Origin of the sequence: Mesorhizobium sp. M2D.F.Ca.ET.226.01.1.1 (assembly GCF_004022705.2) — a bacterium.
Lineage (GTDB): Bacteria > Pseudomonadota > Alphaproteobacteria > Rhizobiales > Rhizobiaceae > Mesorhizobium.
Map to the genome: position 1 here is coordinate 372,172 of NZ_RZOY02000006.1, position 18,639 is coordinate 390,810.

Consider the following 18,639-nt stretch of genomic DNA (forward strand, 5'->3'; position numbering starts at 1 on the left):
TGAAAAATGCGGGATTGTGTGATAATTTTTCTCGGATTGGATGTAGGACAAGCTCTATTGTCCGGACCGTTGTCTTATGCTAGATGCCCGACAAGTGAGACGTCAGCCGTAGTTCGAATCCCCCTATGCTCGAAGATCTTCGCCTCACCGAGGATGAAAGCCCGGTCTATCGCCGTCTTGCCGACGCGATCGCCGAACGCATCGCCGCGGGCACGCTTGCCGTCGGCGACCGGCTGCCGCCGCAGCGCGAGATCGCGCGCGCTTTGGGCATCAATGTCACGACCGTGACGCGGGCGCTCTCCACCCTGCAGGAGCAAGGTCTGCTCGAAGCGCGCCCCGGGCGCGGCACGACAGTCGCCGCCCGCGACGCGGGCGAGAAGCCGGGTTTCGTGTCGGCGCCGAGCGACCAGAGCGGTATCATCGACCTCTCGGTCAACCGGCCGGCTACCTCCGCCTATCTGGATGCGGTAGCCGCTCTGCTGCCACGCCTTTCCAAGGATCGCCACTACGCCTCGCTGCAGGATTATCACCCGCCGGAGGGACCGCTCTGGGGACGCGTGGCGGTCGCCGATTGGTTCAAGGCAGTCGCCGGCGACGGCGACCCGGGCCGTGTCGTGCTCGCCGCGGGCGCCCAGCATGGCCTCGACTGCGTTCTTGGCGCCGTCACCCGGCAAGGTGAGGTGATCCTTGCCGACGAGGTGACCTATCAGGGCATCAACGCGCTCTGCCGTGTGCACGGGTTGGACCTGCGCGGCGTCGCCATGGACCGCGGCGGCATGCGTCCGGACGCCTTCGAGGCAGCTTGCGCGCAGCTTCGCCCGCGTGCGGTTTTCCTGGTGCCGACACTGCACAATCCGACGACGATCACACTGAGCGCGGAGCGCCGGCATGAATTGGCGGCGGTAGCGCGACGCCACAATGTGCTGATCATCGAGGACGACGTCTACCGGCCGCTGGCCGATGACCCGCCGCCCTCCTTCGCCAGCCTCGAACCGGAGCTGACGATCCATCTCGGTGCACTGTCGAAATGCCTGGCGCCCGGCCTTCGCCTCGGCTTCGTCATTGCCCCGCGCCCGATCGCCGGCCAGGTCGCGGCGGCCTTGCGCATCAATTGCTGGAGCATCAGCCCGCTGACGGCGCTGATTGGCGCGAGATTGATCGAGGAAGGTGCTGCCGCCCGCATCATCGACATCCAGAAACAGGAACTGCGCCAGCGCCAGGCGATCCTCTCCGAAATCCTCGGCCGCTTTGACATCCAGAGCCACCCGACCTCGACGCATGCCTGGCTGCGCCTGCCCGAACCCTGGCGCGGCGCCGGCTTTGCCCGCACCTGCCTGGAGCGCGGCGTCGCCGTGCTGCCGGGCGATGCCTTCGCCGTCGGCCGCGAGCCGGTCCAGCACGGCGTGCGCATCAATGTCGGCGCGGCGCGCTCGCAAGAAGACCTGCGCTCGGCGCTGACCACCATGGCCGAGCTGCTCGCCGCCGGTCATCTGCAATTACCGGGCTTCGTCTGACAGACATGACCTCAACAGTCGCGCCGAAATCGGTCGAGATCGCCATCATCGGCGCCGGTGTCATCGGCCTGGCCACGGCCTTACGGCTTGCCGGCGAGGGCCGCGAGGTCTTGCTCATAGACCCGAATGAGCCGGGCTCGGGTGCTTCGTTCGGCAATGCCGGCACGATCGCCGAATATGCCTGCATGCCGGTCGGCAATCCCGGCGTGCTGCGTGCGCTGCCGACGCTGCTGCTCGATCCAGACAGCCCGTTCTCGCTGCGTTGGGCAGCACTTTTCCAGCTCGCGCCATGGCTCATCCGCTTCGTCCGGCAGTCGCTGCCGAAGACCACCCGCGCCAATGCGCTGGCGCTTGCAGGTCTACTTGCCGAAGCCCTGCCGGCCTGGGGCGAGATGGTGCAGGAGGCCGGTCTTCAGGACCTGATGCGCCGCAATGGCTGCCTTTATGTCTATCGCCGCGCAGCCGATTTCGCCGCCTCCGCGGTCGGGCGGGCCTTGCGAGCCGAGCTTGGCGTCCACCAGCAGGTGCTGAGTTCCGAACAGGTGGCCGCGCTGGAGCCACGGCTTGCGGCGTTCGAGACTCGGGGCCTTTATTTCCCGGATTCGATCAACGTCAGCGATCCCAGGGCAGTGATGGCGCGGCTTGCGGCAGCCGCCACCGCCAGGAGTGCCCAATTCGTGCGCGCGAGCGTGACCGGCCTCGCAACGGCTGCCGGCGACGTGCGGCTGAGCGGCCCGGGCCTCGCCGTCACGGCGCAAAAAGTGGTGATCGCGGCGGGCGCGCGGTCCCGGCCCCTCGCGGCCCAGGCCGGCGATCGGATCCCGCTCGACACCGAGCGCGGCTACCATCTGGAATTTCAGACCGCGGCACCTTTGCTCAACCGCCCGGTCTGTCCTGTCGATCTCGGTTTCTACATGACGCCGATGGACGGCCGGCTGCGGGTTGCCGGCACCGTCGAGTTGGGCGGCCTCAAGGCGCCGCCCAACCCGCGCCGGCTGGCGCTGCTCGATCGCGGCGTGCGGCAGTTCTTTCCCGATCTCGGCCAGCCCTCCTCGCAATGGCTGGGCTTCCGGCCGTCGCTGCCGGACTCGCGACCCGTGATCGGGCCTTCGGCAAAGTCACCGAATGTGATCTACGCCTTCGGCCACGGCCATCTGGGATTGACGCTCGCCCCGGCGACGGCCCGCTGGGTCGCCCGCTTCATCGCTGGCCAGGACGTGCAATCGGCCGCCGATTTTGCTCCTGCGCGTTTCGGCTGAGCCAGCGCGCCAAGCGACTGACATTTTTCTCACGCGGCGAAGCCGCGAGACCTCATTCGGGGTAGCTCAAAGCCTTTGGCCGTCTGGCGGCATCAATATAATTAAATCAACTTGATTTTCAAAAGGGGCATTATACACTTGGCGTGACTGGTAAGTACCTCATGATCCTCAAGAAAACCATCTCCGGTACAAATCTCGAGCAGGCGAAATCGCATAACCGGCGTGTGGTGATCGAGACGATCCGCACCAACGGCCCGCTGTCGCGAGCGGCAATCGCCAGGCTGACGGCGCTGTCGTCGCAGACCATCTCCAATATCGTCGAGGAATTGGAAGAAGCCGGGCTGCTGCGCCCGGAAGCGACGCTGAAAGGCGCGCGCGGCCAGCCGGCCGTCCCCTACTCCATCAACCCTGATGGCGGCTACTCGATCGGCCTGCAGCTCGACCATCAGCTTGCCGTCGGCGTCGTCACCGACCTTTCCGGCACGATGCGCGCCCGTATCGAGCGAAATGTCGACCGCCCGACCCCCGCCGAGGCGATGCCGCTGCTTGCCGTGATCGCGGACGACCTGATCGCCACCTCCCGCCTCGACCGCACGAAGCTGCTCGGCATCGGCATGGCGATGCCCGGCCCTTTCGGCGTCGAGGGCATGACGTCGGTCGGCCCGACTGCGCTCCCCGGCTGGCATGACTTTCCCGTTGCCGAAGAACTGGAACGGCTGACCGGCATCGCCGTGATCGTCGAGAACGACGCCACCGCAGCCGCAATAGGCGAGCGGCTCTATGGTGTCGCCCGCAAGCTCGACAACTTCGTCTATCTGTTCATCGGAACCGGCCTGGGCGCCGGCCTCTTCCTCGACGGCCATCTCTACAAGGGCAGCCGGCACAATGCCGGCGAGATCGGCCACATCATCGTCAAGCCGGGCGGCCTGCCCTGCGACTGCGGCAAGCGCGGCTGCCTGGAGCGCTACATCTCGCTACGCGCGGCCTATGACAGGCTCGATCTGCCGGATCCCGACCACGCCTCGCCCGGCCTGCTGGAGGAATTGCTGGCCAAGCGCGACAGGCGTTTCGAGGCATGGCTCGCCGAAGCGGTCGAGCCGCTGCGCCAGGCGATCGACGTCGTGGAGATGGCGCTCGACCCCGAAACCGTCGTGCTCGGCGGCTTCATGCCGCTGCCGGTGATCGAGGCTCTCGCCGCCCGGCTGGAGCCGCTGCATCTTTCGGTCAGCTCGACCAGCGCCCGCGCGACGCCGCGCGTTGTGGTGGGCGCCGCCGGCAAGGACACGTCCGTGCTCGGTGCCGCGGCCCTACCGATCTTTTCGGAGACCAACCCGCAATTCGACGTGCTGCAGAAGCCTGTGGGCTAAAGCAATTCCAGGAAAAGTGCGAGGCGGTTTTCCGTCCGGAATTGCGTGAAAGAGAGATATGCCGGTTCGGCCGATCGTAAAATTCCCCGATCCGCTCCTGCGTGCCGTCGCGGATCCCGTGAAGCTGTTCGACAGCGATCTGCGCGATCTGGCCGGCGATCTTATCGACACAATGCACGCCGCGCCCGGGATCGGCATAACCGGCCCGCATATCGGCATTCTGAAACGCCTGGTCGTGATCCAGGTGCCTCCCGCCACCAACCCTTCGGTCTATGCAAATCCCTCGATTGTCGAGGCCTCGTCCCAAATGATGCGTCACACCGAAGGCAGTGTTTCGATGCCTGGCGTCACGGAAGAGATCGAGCGGCACGCCCGCGTACGGATTCGCTATCAGGATCTCGAGGGCAAGGAGCATTTCGAGGACGCCGAAGGTCTGCTGGCGGTGTGCCATCAGCACGAGATCGATCAGCTCGACGGCGTCTTCTGGATACATAGGCTGTCGCGCCTGAAGCGCGATCGCCTGATCAAACGCTACGGCAAACTGACACGGTAGACTGGCGAGGCTCAGGCGGAGCGCAGACGGCATCAATCCCGCGAGCGTGAGCCGTGGTTCGGCGCATGTCGGGAGCCCACAATCTCCGGCAGAGGAACTACTTGGCTCTTCTGAGAAGACGCCAGCTTCAACTTGCCGCGAGTGTTAGCTGCTTCACAGTCACGCTCGCCCGGACAGCACAAAATCCCGCTGTATTGATTTCATTTGCGAATACTTGTCGCCTTTGCCGCTGCATCGACATCGGAGCTGTTCCCGTTGCCGGCCGCAAGGGCTCCGGGGGCATTTCCGATGCGGGTCTACGAGGCGATCGTGAAGGGCCTGGAAGGCATTGGCGTCGGCGCCGCATTCGGTGGCGCGGGCGAAAATGCCGCCGGACTGATGCTGGCGCTGAAACACTCCAAGTCGATCCGGCCGGTGATCACCAGGCATGAGCAGGCGGCGTCCTTCATGGCCTGCGGCTACGCCATGTTTTCCGGCCAGCTCGGCGTCTGCTTCGCCACCGCCGGTCCCGGTGCCTTCAACCTGTTCTCGGGCCTCGCGGTCGCCATGTCGGACTCCTATCCGGTGCTGGCGGTCTCCGGCTTCGCCTCACGCAAATGGACCGGCAAGGGCGCGCTCAATGAAACCTCGGGCGTAAGCCGCACGCCGGACTCGCAAAAGATGTTCGCCGCGACGACGAAGAAATCCTTCCTGCTCACCGATGCCGCCAAAACCTGCGACGTGCTTGAAGAGGCCGTCAACATCGCCTTCGAAGGCAGGCCCGGTCCCGTCCACATCCACGTGCCGGAGGACCTCACCGAACACGATGTGTCGGTCGACAATTTCCGCCCGATCGACCTTCAGGTGAAACCGGTGCTGCCGGACCCTGCAAGAGTGCGGGACGTCGCCGAGATGCTTGTCGAGGCTCTGGAGAAGGGCAAGAAGGTTATCGCACTGATCGGCTTCGGCGCGGTCAAGAGCGGCGCCGGCCACGAGCTGAAGCAGCTCCTCGAGCGTTACCAGATTCCCTTCGCCACGACGCTCGACGGCAAGGGCATCGTCGCCGAACGTCACCCCCTATGCGTGGGCGTCTTCTGCGACAGTGGCCATAGCGCGGCCTGGAAGGCGTTCCTTGACGCCGACCTTGTCCTGGCCGTCGGCAATTCCTTCGCCCAGCACGCGACCTTCGGTTTTCGCGACGACCTCTTCGAAAACCGCAAGCTGATCCACATCAACATCGACATCAATGAGATCGACAAGGTCTACAAGGCCGATGGCGCCATCATCGGCGACGCCAAGCTCGCGGTCGGCGCGCTGCTTGCGAAGATGTCGGACATGCTCGAGCCGAGCCTGCCGGCGGACCGCGAGGCGACCGATTACAGCGACGAGCACATCCTGCATCTGACCGGCAAGATCCACCCCGGACAGATGGCGCAATCGCTGTCGAAACGCTTGCCGGACAATGCGATCGTGCTTGCCGACGCCGGCGCGCATCTCGCCTGGCTCGGCTATTACCTGCAGATCGCGCCCGGCCAGAACTTCCGCAAGCCCGGCGATTTCGGGCCGATGGCGGGCAGCGTCAACGGCGCGCTCGGCGTCAAGCTCGCCCATCCCGAACGCCCGGTGATCGTCGGCTGCGGTGACGGCTGCTACCTGCTCTCCGGCTTCGAGCTGCTCACCGCGGTCCAGTACGACATCCCGGTGATCTGGATCGTCTTCAACAACAACGAGTTTCAGCTGATCAAGCTCTACCAGCTGCAATCCTACCAGGAATACGGCCTGGTCGATTTCGACAACCCCGACTATGTCGGCTTCGCCCAGGCCTGCGGCGCGAAGGGCTACCGCGTCGAGACGCTGGAAGAATTCGAAGCCGCGCTCGACGACGCGATGGCGCTCGGCAAGCCGGCCGTCATCGACGCCCACATCACCAGGCTGGCGTTGCCGCATTACAGCCCCTCGCCCGGGGGTCTTCTCAAGGGCGTCGGGGAGATGATCGAAAAGCGCATTCGCCCCGACTGAAGCAATTCCAGGAAAAGTGCTGGGCGGTTTTCCGCCCGGAATTGCGTGAAACAAAAAGCAGGGAGGCTCATCGTGTTGACGCAACCTGGCAAGCAGGCAATGACGAACTGGCGCGAGATCCCGCAAGCTCGGACGAGCAGGAGCGCCTGCTGTTCGAGAAGCTGGCGCAGGACATGATGCATGTCCAGCTGAAGACGAAGCAGCGCGCCAAGGCGGCCGGCATCCAGCGCGCCTTCCACGCCAAGCCGATCTTCGCCTCGATCGACGCGGTGCTGCGCTTCAACGACGATCTTCCCGCCGAACTCCGTGCCGGCTTCGCCCAGCCGGGAAAATCCTATCCGGCGATCGTGCGCTTCTCCAATGCGAATGGTTCGGGCCAGGCCGATTACAAGCCCGACCTGCGCGGCATCGCCCTGCGCGTCAAGGTCTCGGACAAGGAGCAGCACGATCTGCTCGCAACCAATTTTCCTGTCTCGCACGCCCGCGACGCAAGACAGTTCGTCGCTTTCGCCAAGGCGACCGCCGGCGGCACCATCGCCAAGATCGTCGGCCTCATCGGCCTTGCCTTGGGCTTCGGCCCCGGCGAGGTAATCCGCATGCTGAAGAACGTCTCCACGGGGCGCAAGCGCAAGGTGCGCAGCGTAGCGCTGGAGACGTTCTGGAGCCGCGGCGCCATCCGCTGGGGCGAAACGCTTGCCGTGCGCTACCTAGTGCGGCCGGTGCCGAGCGCGGCACCTGCGCCCGATCCGTCGACGACGGATGCGAGCTATCTGGCGAACGAGTTCGCGGCGCGGCTGGCGGCTGGCGATGTCCGCTTCGAGCTATGCCTCCAGACCTTCGTCGATGAGCGCTCGACGCCGATCGAGGACACCGCCGTCGAATGGAAGGAAACCGTCTCGCCGCCCGTCAAGGTGGCGGAGCTCACCATCACCCAGCCGTCCGCCGGCACCTCCGAGGCCTTCACCAACACCAGGGTGATCGACGAGCTCGCCTTCAACCCGTGGAACACGACGGATGAGTTCCGTCCGCTGGGCAATCTCAATCGGGCACGCAAGGTCGTCTACGACGCAAGCGCCGCCCACCGCCTCGCCTACCGCTGGCGCACCGAAGCGCCGCTGCGCAACCGCCTGCTGAGCGGAATTGCGCGCCAGGCTTTCATGGTGATCAACCGCCGCATCGAATGGCACAAGCTGCCGCTGCGGCTCAGCCTGCTCAATCTCGACGCTTTCCGCTACGTGCTGCGGCAACAGAACCTGATCAACACGGAAGTCGTCGAGCAGCCGCCGCAGGCGCGGCCCGAGCCGCAGGCGCCCATCGCCGAGGAAGTGCGCCAGACGCGCACTTACGACGGCAGCTACAACGACCTGTCGGTGCCGAAGATGGGCGCGGTCGGCGCCACTTTCGGCCGCAATCTGACGCCGTCCTACAAGCCCGACCTGTTCGACACGCCGAACGCCGTCGAGGTGGCGCAGATGCTGCTGCATCGCAACACCTTTATTCCTGCCCGCTCGCTCAACATCCTCGCCGCCGCCTGGATCCAGTTCCAGGTGCATGACTGGGTGAACCATGCGCGCAATCCGCTCGGCAAGGACGACGTCATCGTGCCGCTACCTTCGGGCATGAAGTGGACCAACGCCGTCGATGGCAAGCCGGAAGATGTCATGCGCATTGCCGGCAACCAGGTGCTCGACCGTGGCCCCGGCCAGCCCCCGATCTATTTCAGCAATGCCGCCTCGCACTGGTGGGACGGATCGGAAGTCTACGGTCCGAACAGCACCAAGGCCAACATGCTGCGCGAAGGCGCCAAGATCAGGCTTGTCGACAACCATCTGCCGATCGACATCCACGGCTTCGAGGTGACCGGCTTCAACGAGAGCTGGTGGCTGGGCCTCAGCGCCATGCACACGCTGTTCGCGCGCGAGCACAATCTGCTCTGCGACGAGCTCAGGCTGCGCTACCGCAATTGGGACGACGAGCGCATCTACCAGACGGCGCGGCTCATCGTCTCGGCGCTGATCGCCAAGATCCACACGGTCGAATGGACGCCGGCGATCCTCGCCACACGTGCCATCCAGGTCGGCCTATCGAGCAACTGGAACGGTCCGCCGGCCAATGACTGGGTGACGAAATTCGGCCTGTGGCTGCTCGACGAGCATGCCTCCGTCGGCATCCCGAAGACGACGCCCGACCATCACGCCGCGCCCTACTCGCTGACCGAGGATTTCACCACCGTCTACCGCATGCATCCGCTCTTGCCGGATGACTATTACTTCTATCACCACAGGTCCGGAGAGAAGATCGCGGAAAAGGGTTTCCTCGACATCCAGGGTGCCGGCGCCGACGACATCATGCGCAATTTCGGCCTGCGCAACACGCTCTATTCCTTCGGCATCGCCCATCCGGGCGCCATCGCCCTGCACAACTTCCCGAAATCGCTGCTCAAGCTGCAGCGCGACAATGAGATCATCGACCTCTCGGTCGTCGACATCGTGCGCACCAGGCGCCGCGGCGTGCCGCGCTACAATGATTTCCGCGCCGGCCTGCACCGGCCGCGCATCAGGAGTTTCGAGGAGGTCACTGCCAGTCCCGAAGATGCGCGGTTGCTCAAGGAACTTTACGGCGATGTCGACAAGATCGATACGGTCGTCGGCCTGCTCTCCGAGCCGGCGCCGGCGGGCTTCGGCTTCAGCGACACAGCCTTCCGTATCTTCATTCTGATGGCGTCGCGGCGCCTGCAGAGCGACCGCTTCCTCACGGTCGACTATCGGCCTGAGATCTATTCCCCCTTCGGCATCGACTGGATCGCCAACAACGGCATGACCAGCCTCATCCTGCGCCATTGTCCGGATCTGGCCTCGGTGCTGCCGAGGACACAGAGCGCCTTCGCGCCGTGGCGGCCGATCGTGCCGGCATCGACCAACCCGGCGATGGCGGGAGCAAAGCCATGACCGCGCCGCTCAAGCAAACCTCGGCCGCCAACGGCAGCATCGCATCGGGGCTCGATCAACTTCTGAAGCGGCCGCTCGTCGAGACGATCTTCCGCCGCCGCACGCATCGGGTCAGCCAGGGCAGCTCAGTGCTGGCCGGCAGCATGAGCTACGTCTCGGAGGAGCCGCGCGAGCCGCTGTCGGAGCTGGAGGAAGCGGTGCTGATCGCCATGACCGGCTGCACCGGCCTGACCATGCCGGACCGGCCTTTCGAGGACCCGGCGACAAAAAAGCCGATCATGGCCAAGCCGAACCTCACCATGGCCGGCCGCACCGCCGGCAGCCCCGACAATGCGCAAGGCACGCATTTCTTCCTGATCAACGACTCAGGCACCTATTTCCTGCGCAAGTTGCCGCCGCCCGCAGACGGCAACACGGCGTTCACCCCGGAGCGGCTGGTCGAGCGCGCGCGTGAGGCCAAAGTGAAGATCCTGGACAAGCGGCTCGATGTCCCAGAAGGCAAGCGCGACTTTCCCGCCTATCTCGATTCCAACCGCTTCCTGTCGAACCTAGCGGGCACCACCATCCTGCTGCCCGTCGTCGACCTCTCGCGCCAATACATCAACGGCATGATGTATCTTTTGACGCAGCCGGACGGCGCGCGTCCCAACATCGTCGACGACCGCAATTTCTATCGCTCGGCCGGCGTCAAGCGCTGGGTGAAGAACGGCTTCCTCAACAAGGACTTGAAGATCCCGCTCGGCGCCATCGGCTCGCTACGCACGCAGATCGAGGCGGACTTGCTCTTGCAAAACATCTTCCTTGTTGCCGATGCCATGGGGCTCGGCGCCTGGATCCACGGCTCGATCAGCCCGCCGGTGCTCGTCGGCGATCCGAAATTCTCGAAGATCTACGGCCCCCTGCTCGGCTTCGATGTGGAGGTGCCGCGCTGGCGGCCGATGGACATTTTGCGCTGGCAGATACCGCTGCCGAAATACTCGAACCTGCGCAGCAATCCGATCGGCCTGCGCTTCAAGGGCGAGCACCTGATCAAGGGCATGTCGCCGCCCTACTACGATACGATGGCCGACGCCGTCGCCGAGGTGGTCGAGGCGAAGTTCGGCAAGAACGGGCTGTTCACCGACGAAAAACTGTTCGCCGAAATCTACAAGGGTGACTACGGCCATCGCTATCTCAGCGAAGCCGCCGTCTACACGCAGGACGTGATCGACTGCGTGCGCGACATCTGTACCTACATCTACAAGACTCACCGCCGCTTCCCGGCGCATTGCGACGCGATCCACGTGCCGGGCATCTGGCTGCAGGTGCACCATGTCGATGTCGGCTATTACCAGCGCTTCTTCCGCAACGGCCTGACCGACGCGCATGTCAACCACGCGCGCGACTGGCACTGACGCTCTATGATCTCGTCTGACGGCCGGCGACGCGTTCGAGCCCGAGCAACAGGACAAGCGTCACTGCGACCAGCACCATTGTCAGCGCAGCGCCGGCAAAAACATCGCCGCGATCGGTGAGGCTGAAGATCGAGACCGGCAGTGTCACCCAGCCCGGCGGATAGACCATCACCGTCGCGCCAAGCTCGCCCATCGACAATGCGAAGCTTAGGCCGAAGGCGGCGACCAGATAAGGCGCGAGCAGCGGCAGCGTGACGTGCCATAGCCGGTAGGCCGGACGCGCGCCGAGGCTCGACGCCACCTGTTCGAAATCGGGCGAAAGCCGCGCCAGCCCGGCCGAGACATTGCCGAAGGTGAAAGCCGAGATCAGCACGAAATGCGCAACCATGACGATGGCGATCGTGCCGTTGAGGAGCAGCGGCGGATGGCTGAAGGCCACCAGCAGGCCAAGGCCGACGGACACCGAAGGCACCGCACTCGGAATGAAGAACAGCACGCCGAGCACCCGCGCCAGCGTCGCGTCCTGCACGCGCAGCGCAAGCGCTGCCCAGGTGCCGCTGACCAGCGCCAGCGCGCTGGCCAGGAAGCCGGTGATGAGGCTGGCGTTGACCGCGTTCCACGCCGCGCCGCGCACGACATTGCTGTAATGCTCGATCGTGAGCCCGCTCGGCAGCACGCCGTTCCATTGCTCGGCCAGACTGGAGAGCAGGATGACGGCGAGCGGAGCGAGAAACAACACGCCGAACAGCAGTGCGAAGACTGCCCAAATCAGCATTCGACCGGGACGCGACCAGACCAGCATGGCTACATCCCCATACGGCCGGCGGCGAAGCGGTAGAGGCCGAACAGCCCCAGCGACAGCGCGATGTTGATGACCGCGATGATGCAGGCGACCTGATAGGCCGATTCCTGGATGGCCTTGCTGTAGATCAGCAGCGGCAACGTGATGACGCCCTTGGCGCCGATGAACAGCACGATGCCAAACTCGTTGACGGTCAGCAGCAGGCAGAGACTCCCGCCGGCGATCAGCGCAGGCACAGCCGCCGGCAGAATGACCTGGCGCACGATCCTGAACGGTCGCGCGCCGAGCACGCTCGCCGCTTCGATCTGGCCGCGATCGACCAGCGAAAAGGCCGCAAGCAGCGGACGCAGCACGAAGGGCGAGTAGACGGTGACCTCGGCCAGCACCACGCCCCAGGTCGAGTAGAGAAAATCGACCGGCGGCGCCCGCAGCGAGAACACTTCCATCAGCCCGGCATTGAGCATGCCAGCCGAACCGTAGAGGAAGGTGAAGGCAAGCGTCACCAGGAAGGTCGGCAAAGCGATGAAAGTGTCGATCAATCGGGCAATGACGCCGCTGCCGGGAAACGGCACGAAGGCGAGGATCAGGCCGAGCACGAGCCCGACGATCAGGCATCCGGCGGTCGCCGCGACCGAAATGGTGATGGTGTTGAGGAGCGCGTTGAGGAAGAAGCGCGCATGCAGCACCCGCGCGAATTCGGCGACATTGGCCATGCCGCTGTCGTCGAGAAAGGCCTGCTGGACGATCAGCACCAGCGGGTAGAAGAACAGCAGCGCCAGCAGCGCCGCCGGCGGCACGATCCAGAACCGGCCTGGCACTCTTCTCAGTGCCGGCGAGGCGGGAAGGACGGCCGCCTCAGCCACGGACGTCTTCTGGAACGAGCGAGGTATCGCCGGGCGTGAAGAACAGCGGCATGGCCGAGCCGCGCTCCGGCAGGCTGACCGGCAGCCTGGTCGCCGAGACGCGCACCGGCGTGCCGTCGACGTCGAGCACCAGATGCGTGAGCTCGCCCTGCCAATGCACTTCCCTCAGCGTGCCGACGATCCTGTTGGTGTGCTCCTCGTCGCCGGTGAGGCTGAGGTGCTGCGGCCGGATGCAGAGCAAGGTCTTGTCCCCCGGCTTTTCACCGCGCGCGACGCCGGCGAGCACGGCATCGCCGAGCTTTGCGGTGGCCAGCCCCTTCGGTCCGGCGGCGCCTTCGGCAACGGTGACCGGCAAAAGATTGGCACGGCCGAGGAACTCAGCCGTGAAGCGGTTCGGCGGCCGGCGGTAGAGCTCGGCCGTCGGTCCGTGCGAGGACACCCTGCCGTCGCGCATGATGGCGATCTTGTCGGCGAGCGTCAGCGCTTCGGTCTGGTCGTGCGTGACATAGAGGATCGTCAGGCCCGGCAGGTCGCGATGCAGCTTGGCGATCTCCTCGACCATGTTGCGCCGGATCTGGGCGTCGAGCGCCGATAGCGGCTCGTCGAGCAGAAGCACGCGCGGCCTGACCGCCAAAGCGCGGGCGATCGCAACGCGCTGCTGCTGGCCGCCGGACAGCTCGCGCGGGTAACGTTTGGAGAAACCGGACATGCCGACGGTGGCAAGCGAGTCTTTCACGCGCTCGCCGATCAGCGCCTTGTCGGCGCCTTGGGCCCGCAGGCCAAAGGCGACGTTGTCCTCGACCCGCATATGCGGAAACAGCGCGTAGTTCTGCACCACCATGCCAAGCCCCCGCTCATAGGGCGGAAGATCGGTGACGTCGGTGGCGCCGATGCGGATGCGTCCGCTTGCCGGCCTGACAAAACCGGCGACGGCCCTGAGTGCCGTCGTCTTGCCGGAGCCGGAAGGTCCGATCATCGCCAGGATCTCGCCCGGCGCGATGTCGAGCGTCAGCGGATGTAAGACGACATGGGCGCCATAGGCGACGCTCACCTTGTCGAAGTGGACATTGGAGCCGGCGCCGCGAATTTTCGCGGCGTCGACGTCCATGACATTGCTTCCCGTGAATGCGGGCACCGACATGGCTGGTCCTCCGGATTGGGTCACCAGGAGATCAACTTCCGGTCGCTTCGTTCCACTTCTTGACGTAGTCGGGCAGCTTGGTCAGCGCGTCGTCCCAGTTCGGCGCCCAGATGGTCACGCCCTTCATGGCGTCCTGCAACTTGCCGAAATTGGCGTCGTCCGGCTTGACATCCTTGCGGGCCGGCAGGCCGAGCGCGACAGAGCTCACCGTCGACTGCGCTTCCTTGGAGAGCAGGAATTCGATCAGCTTCTTGCCGTTGTCGCCATTGGGCGCGCCGGTGACCAGGCCGATCTCGTAGGGCAGCGCGAAGGTCGAGCGGCTGCCGTCCGGGCCGGCGGGCCAGAACACCTTGATATTGGGGTTGTCGGCCATTTGCGACATGTTCATCTGCAGGTCGCCATTGGCGACATGCAGCTCGCCCTTGTTGACCAGCGCCGTCAGCTTGCCGGTGGAGGCGGACGGGCCGACATTGTTGTCCTGCAGCTTCTTCATGAAGCCGAAGCCCGCCTCCTCGCCGCCGAAGGCGTGGATAATCTGCAACATCACGGCGGTACCGTCGCCGGCCTGGCCGGGCGTCGAATACTGGATCTTGCCCTTGAACTTCGGATCGAGCAGGTCGTCATAGCTCTTCGGCGCTTCCGACAGCACCGAGCTGTTGTAGATGAAGTTCATGTAGTTGTTGACCAGCGGCCGGTACTTGTCGGTGCCGCCGTCGATCTGGTCGGATCCTTGCGGCTTGAAATCCTGCAGCAGGCCGTCGGCGGCGGCGCGCTGGATGAAGGGCGGCAGGGTTACGAGGACATCGGCCTGCGGGTTCGACTTCTCCTTGGCGACGCGCTCGACGACACCGCCCGAACCACCCTCGATATACTGCACGGTGATGCCGGTGGCCTTGGTGAAGGCGGCGAATTCGGTCTCGTACCAGCTGCCATTGCCGTCATGCAGGCCATCGGCCGAATAGATGGTGACGACGCCGTCGGCGAAGGCCGGCGCGACGAGCGCCGAAGAGCCGAGCAGCGCCGAGGCGAAGGTTATAGCTATGGCAAGATTTCGCGATTTCATGTCAGTTCCCCTGTGATGGAAGGCACATCCTGCGACGCGCTCTTGGTCGCGCTGACTGATCCGCTACGAGCGGCTTGGCGCTGGTGCGTGTCGTCGTTGTGCCAACTTTGGGGGTCGCCAATCGATAAGTAAAATCTATTTATTTTATGACAAGCAAAATTCATCTGATACTTGTCATGGAACTGTCGCATGCCCGCTGCGGGCGCGATTTTGCCGGCGCCCCCGATTTCATTTCCCTTCGGAAACAGCGGATTTTTCAGCGAAATTCGACGCCGGACGTCTGCGCCCGCAAGCGCGGATCGTGCGAGCGGATGATCACCGGCCGACCGTCGAGCACCTCGAAACAGCGGGCCAAAGTGTCATCCTCGAGCCGTCGCATCGCCTCATGCGTGAAGAAGGTCAGATGCGGAAACAGGATCACATTGTCGCGATCGAAAAGCGCGCTCATCGGATGGCCGGACCTCGCCAGCGGCTCCAGCGAATAGACGTCGAGCCCAGCGCCCGCGATGCGCCCGGCAAGGATCGCTTCAACGAGTGCGGCCTCATCGATCAGCGCGCCGCGCGACACGTTGACGAGGACGGCCGAAGGCTTCATGCAAGCGAGTTCTTCTTTGCCGATCAGGCCGCGCGTCTCATCGTTCAGAACGCAGTGGATCGAGACGAAGTCGCAGACCCGCAGCATGCCGTGCAGATCGTCGACCTTCTCGATCCCGGCGGCGTGCATCGTCGCCGCGTCGACGCCGGGATCGAAGCCGAGCACCCGCGCCCGGAATCCCTGCCCCGCCATGCGCGCCATGCTTCGGCCGATCTTGCCGCAGCCGACCAGGCCGAGCGTCGAGCCTGAAATGTCGCGGCCGAGCCAGCGCTGCTCCGGCCAGACCCAGCCGTCGCGCGCAACCGCCGCGGTGATCGCCGGCAGCCGTTTCACCAGCCCGATCGTCAGCGCGAAGGCGCCCTCGGCAACCGTCTCTTCGGCATATTCGGGAACATTGACGACTGGAATGCCGCGCCGCATCGCCGCCTTTATGTCGATGGCATCGATGCCGACGCCGTATTTGACGATGCCCTTGAGGTGTTGCGCCGCCTCGATGACCCGCGCGGTGATCGGCGTGTAGCACATCAGGATAAGGTCGGCGTCGGCAACCGCCGCCATCAGTTCGGCTTCCGGGATGCCGTCCGGCAGCGTCAATAGTTCGACGCCGCGCGCCTTCAGGCCCGCATCGATGCCAGGGCATTCGAGCTCCCTGTCGGTGCGGACAGCTTTCATCGCTCAGGCCGCCAACACGGCGGCTTCGACGATATCGAGCGCGCGGTCGAGATCAGCGCGCGCAATCACCAGCGGCGGCGACAGCGTCAGCACATTGCCCTGGCTGATCTTGAAGCTCAGCCCTTCGTCGAGGCAGCGGTAATAGATGTTCTCGGCAAGCGCGCACGCCGGCGCGCGGCTGGCCTTGTCCTCGACCATCTCGACGCCAAACATCAGCCCCCTGCCCCGGACGTCGCCGACGAAAGGCGAGCGCTGCATAAGGTCGTTCATGCGGGCGAGCGCATAAGCGCCGAGTTCGGCCGAGCGTTCGACGAGGCCTTCCTCGCGAATGATGGCGATGGTGGTGAGCGCGGCGCGCGCGGTGACCGGGTTCTTCTCATGCGTATAGTGACCGATCGCATAGTCGCCGGCGACGTCGAGGTCGCGCCGGGCGATCACCGAGGCGATCGGCAGGATGCCGCCGCCGAGCGATTTGCCGAGCACGAGGATGTCGGGCGTCACGCCGTCATGTTCCGAGGCGAAGAATTTTCCGGTCTTGCCGAGGCCGGTCGGAATCTCGTCGAAGATCAACAACGTGCCATGCCGGTTACAGGCCTCGCGCACCGCTTTCCAGAAGCCGGGCGCCGGCACCAGCGGCGTCGCGCGCATCGGCTCGGCGATGAAAGCGGCGAAGTCGCCCTCGCGGCCCAGCACATATGAGATCATGCTGGCGCAGGCGCGGGCCGACTCCTCCAGCGAGTTGGTGCCGTACGGACAATTGTGCGGCGCCCAAGGCGCGACATGCTCGGTGCCGGGCAAAAGCGGCCCGGCAATGCCGGAACGGAACGTCGCCTCGCCGCCGACGCTGGATGCGCCGAAACCGGCGCCGTGGAACGCGTCCCAGAAGGACAGCGTCTTGAACCGGCCGGTCGCCGCGCGCGCCAATTTCAGCGACACCTCGATCGCGTCGGAGCCGCCGGTCGTGAACAGCACCTTGCCAAGGTCGCCCGGCGCCAGCGCGCCCAGCGTCTCGGCCAATTCCACCGCCGGCTCGCAGGTGAAACGGCGCGGCGCGAACGGCAGTTCGTCCATCTGCCTGGCGATGGCTTCCTTGAGGCGCGGATGGCCGTAGCCGATATGGTGGACGCTGTTGCCGTGGAAATCCATGTAACGGCGTCCGGCGGTGTCCTCGATCCAGATGCCTTCCGCCTTGGCGATGGCCGAGACGCAGGGGCTGGACAGGCTCTGGTGGAGGAAGGCATCGGCGTCGCGCCGCAGAAGTTCCTGCGACGGCGCATGGCTCTGCTTGACGCTCCATTCCTGTCGTGCCGCCGCCTTGTTGGATTCGCCTTCGGTATGGACGAGCGTCATTGGCCGAACAACTCCGTTATGGTCTCTTCGCCGAGCCCGAAGCCGGTGCTGGCGCCGGTGCCGCTGGTGACGATCACCAGCCGCACGTCGTCATGCGGCGCATCGCGCATGACCGCATTCTTCGCCGAGGCGTAGCTGCCGGTCCAACGCGCCAGAACGTCCGGCACCTTTCCGAACAATGTCCTGAACTCATCGAGGATCATCTGGTCGACGGCCTCCGATCCGAATGGATCGAGCGACAGCCCGTAATGGTGGGAATCGCCGACGACGAGCGAACCGTCGGCGCTCTGCACGACGATCAGGTGAACGCCATTGGCCAGCGCCGCCCCGCGCTCCTCGCTCAATTTCTCCCGCAGCGCACCGGCCTCGGGCAGAGCGGCGAAGCCGATGTAGCGCAGGAGGCTGAGATCGGACATCAGCGCCGACTGAAGCTTGAAACCGGGGTCGGCCAGCCGCAGCATCTGCAGCTTGCAGCGCTGCACGCCGTGCTTCGCGATCAGCTTCGGATAAAGCGAAGAGAAATCGTCGCCGGGACAGACGACGACCTTTTGAGCATGAACACGCCCCGCGCTGGTTTCGACGAAAGGCGGCGCGATCTCGGTAGCCGAGATGCCGGTGCGGAAGACCACGCCATGCTTCTGCGCCAGGAACAACGCCAGCCGCGGCAGCACCTCGCGCGATTCCACACGCAATTCGAACAGGCTGTAGAGGCCACCGATGATCGCCGTCTCATCGAGGCCGGGTTGCTGCGCGGCTGCTTCCCGCGCCGTCAGCAGCCTGCACTCGGTGCCATGCTCGCCAGCCTTGAAGGTCTCGAGCAAGGCAAGTGCTTCCGGCCGCTGCGCCGCGATCAGCTTGCCGCGATGCAGGATATCCAGCCGCGCCTCCTGCGCCAGCTCAAGCCAGATTTCGCGGCTGCGTTCCGCCAGGCGGCGCGACGGCCCCGGCTCCTGCCCGGTGACAACGACGAGGCCGAAATTGCGCATCGAAGCGCCGTTGGCTTTCTGGTCGCGGTCGATGACGACGACGCGCAACCCGCGTCGCGCCGCTGCCAAGGCATGAGCCAGCCCGATTATGCCGGAGCCGACGACGGCAAGGTCGAAACTGTCTTTCACGGCAG

At 65.0% G+C, this 18,639-nt stretch carries 14 protein-coding genes; 7 read left to right on the top strand and 7 right to left on the bottom strand.

All coding sequences use genetic code 11. The annotated features are described in order from the left end of the window. Positions 1–125 precede the first annotated feature (125 nt). The 7 genes from EN869_RS16805 to EN869_RS16835 all read left to right on the top strand — a co-directional run bounded on the left by EN869_RS16805 (position 126) and on the right by EN869_RS16835 (position 11,033). On the top strand, positions 126–1,514 hold the full coding sequence (locus tag EN869_RS16805; RefSeq protein ID WP_127229314.1) for a PLP-dependent aminotransferase family protein: 1,389 nt from the start codon (positions 126–128) through the stop codon (positions 1,512–1,514). A 5-nt stretch (positions 1,515–1,519) separates the two neighbouring features. Next, positions 1,520–2,773, top strand: coding sequence for an FAD-dependent oxidoreductase (locus EN869_RS16810; protein WP_127229315.1), 1,254 nt, complete (start codon positions 1,520–1,522; stop codon positions 2,771–2,773). 161 nt (positions 2,774–2,934) lie between these two features. Beyond that, the gene (locus EN869_RS16815; RefSeq protein ID WP_127229316.1) at positions 2,935–4,140 is read left to right on the top strand and encodes an ROK family transcriptional regulator; all 1,206 of its coding nucleotides are present in this window, start codon (positions 2,935–2,937) and stop codon (positions 4,138–4,140) included. Positions 4,141–4,198: 58 nt separating this feature from the next. Next, a complete protein-coding gene (locus tag EN869_RS16820; protein ID WP_127229317.1) occupies positions 4,199–4,693 on the top strand; it encodes a peptide deformylase in 495 nt (164 codons plus the stop codon). A 288-nt stretch (positions 4,694–4,981) separates the two neighbouring features. After that, complete coding sequence (locus tag EN869_RS16825; RefSeq protein ID WP_127229318.1) at positions 4,982–6,691, top strand: thiamine pyrophosphate-binding protein; 1,710 nt, start codon at positions 4,982–4,984, stop codon at positions 6,689–6,691. A gap of 173 nt (positions 6,692–6,864) precedes the next feature. Then, entirely contained in the window at positions 6,865–9,639 is a 2,775-nt protein-coding gene (locus tag EN869_RS16830; RefSeq protein ID WP_127229319.1) for a peroxidase family protein, read from the top strand. After that, positions 9,636–11,033, top strand: a complete 1,398-nt coding sequence (locus EN869_RS16835; protein WP_127229320.1) for a hypothetical protein — start codon at positions 9,636–9,638, stop codon at positions 11,031–11,033. Before EN869_RS16830 ends, EN869_RS16835 begins: the two co-directional genes overlap by 4 nt. 4 nt (positions 11,034–11,037) lie before the next feature. Here EN869_RS16835 and EN869_RS16840 read toward each other — a convergent pair whose 3' ends face one another. The 7 genes from EN869_RS16840 to EN869_RS16870 form a co-directional block, all read right to left on the bottom strand. Continuing rightward, positions 11,038–11,835, bottom strand: a complete 798-nt coding sequence (locus tag EN869_RS16840; RefSeq protein WP_127229321.1) for an ABC transporter permease subunit — start codon at positions 11,833–11,835, stop codon at positions 11,038–11,040. A 2-nt stretch (positions 11,836–11,837) separates the two neighbouring features. Beyond that, positions 11,838–12,698 (bottom strand): 2-aminoethylphosphonate ABC transporter permease subunit, encoded by an 861-nt coding sequence (locus EN869_RS16845; protein ID WP_127229322.1) that lies wholly within the window; start codon positions 12,696–12,698, stop codon positions 11,838–11,840. Beyond that, complete coding sequence (locus tag EN869_RS16850) at positions 12,691–13,839, bottom strand: ATP-binding cassette domain-containing protein (protein ID WP_127229323.1); 1,149 nt, start codon at positions 13,837–13,839, stop codon at positions 12,691–12,693. The genes EN869_RS16845 and EN869_RS16850 overlap by 8 nt, the downstream gene beginning before the upstream one ends. 31 nt (positions 13,840–13,870) lie before the next feature. Beyond that, on the bottom strand, positions 13,871–14,902 hold the full coding sequence (locus EN869_RS16855) for a 2-aminoethylphosphonate ABC transporter substrate-binding protein (protein ID WP_127229324.1): 1,032 nt from the start codon (positions 14,900–14,902) through the stop codon (positions 13,871–13,873). A gap of 256 nt (positions 14,903–15,158) precedes the next feature. After that, on the bottom strand, positions 15,159–16,169 hold the full coding sequence (locus tag EN869_RS16860) for a C-terminal binding protein (protein WP_127229325.1): 1,011 nt from the start codon (positions 16,167–16,169) through the stop codon (positions 15,159–15,161). Positions 16,170–16,172: 3 nt separating this feature from the next. Beyond that, entirely contained in the window at positions 16,173–17,519 is a 1,347-nt protein-coding gene (locus tag EN869_RS16865; protein ID WP_127229326.1) for an aspartate aminotransferase family protein, read from the bottom strand. Next, complete coding sequence (locus tag EN869_RS16870) at positions 17,516–18,634, bottom strand: TIGR03364 family FAD-dependent oxidoreductase (protein WP_127229327.1); 1,119 nt, start codon at positions 18,632–18,634, stop codon at positions 17,516–17,518. Before EN869_RS16870 ends, EN869_RS16865 begins: the two co-directional genes overlap by 4 nt. Between the last annotated feature and the right edge of the window lie 5 nt (positions 18,635–18,639).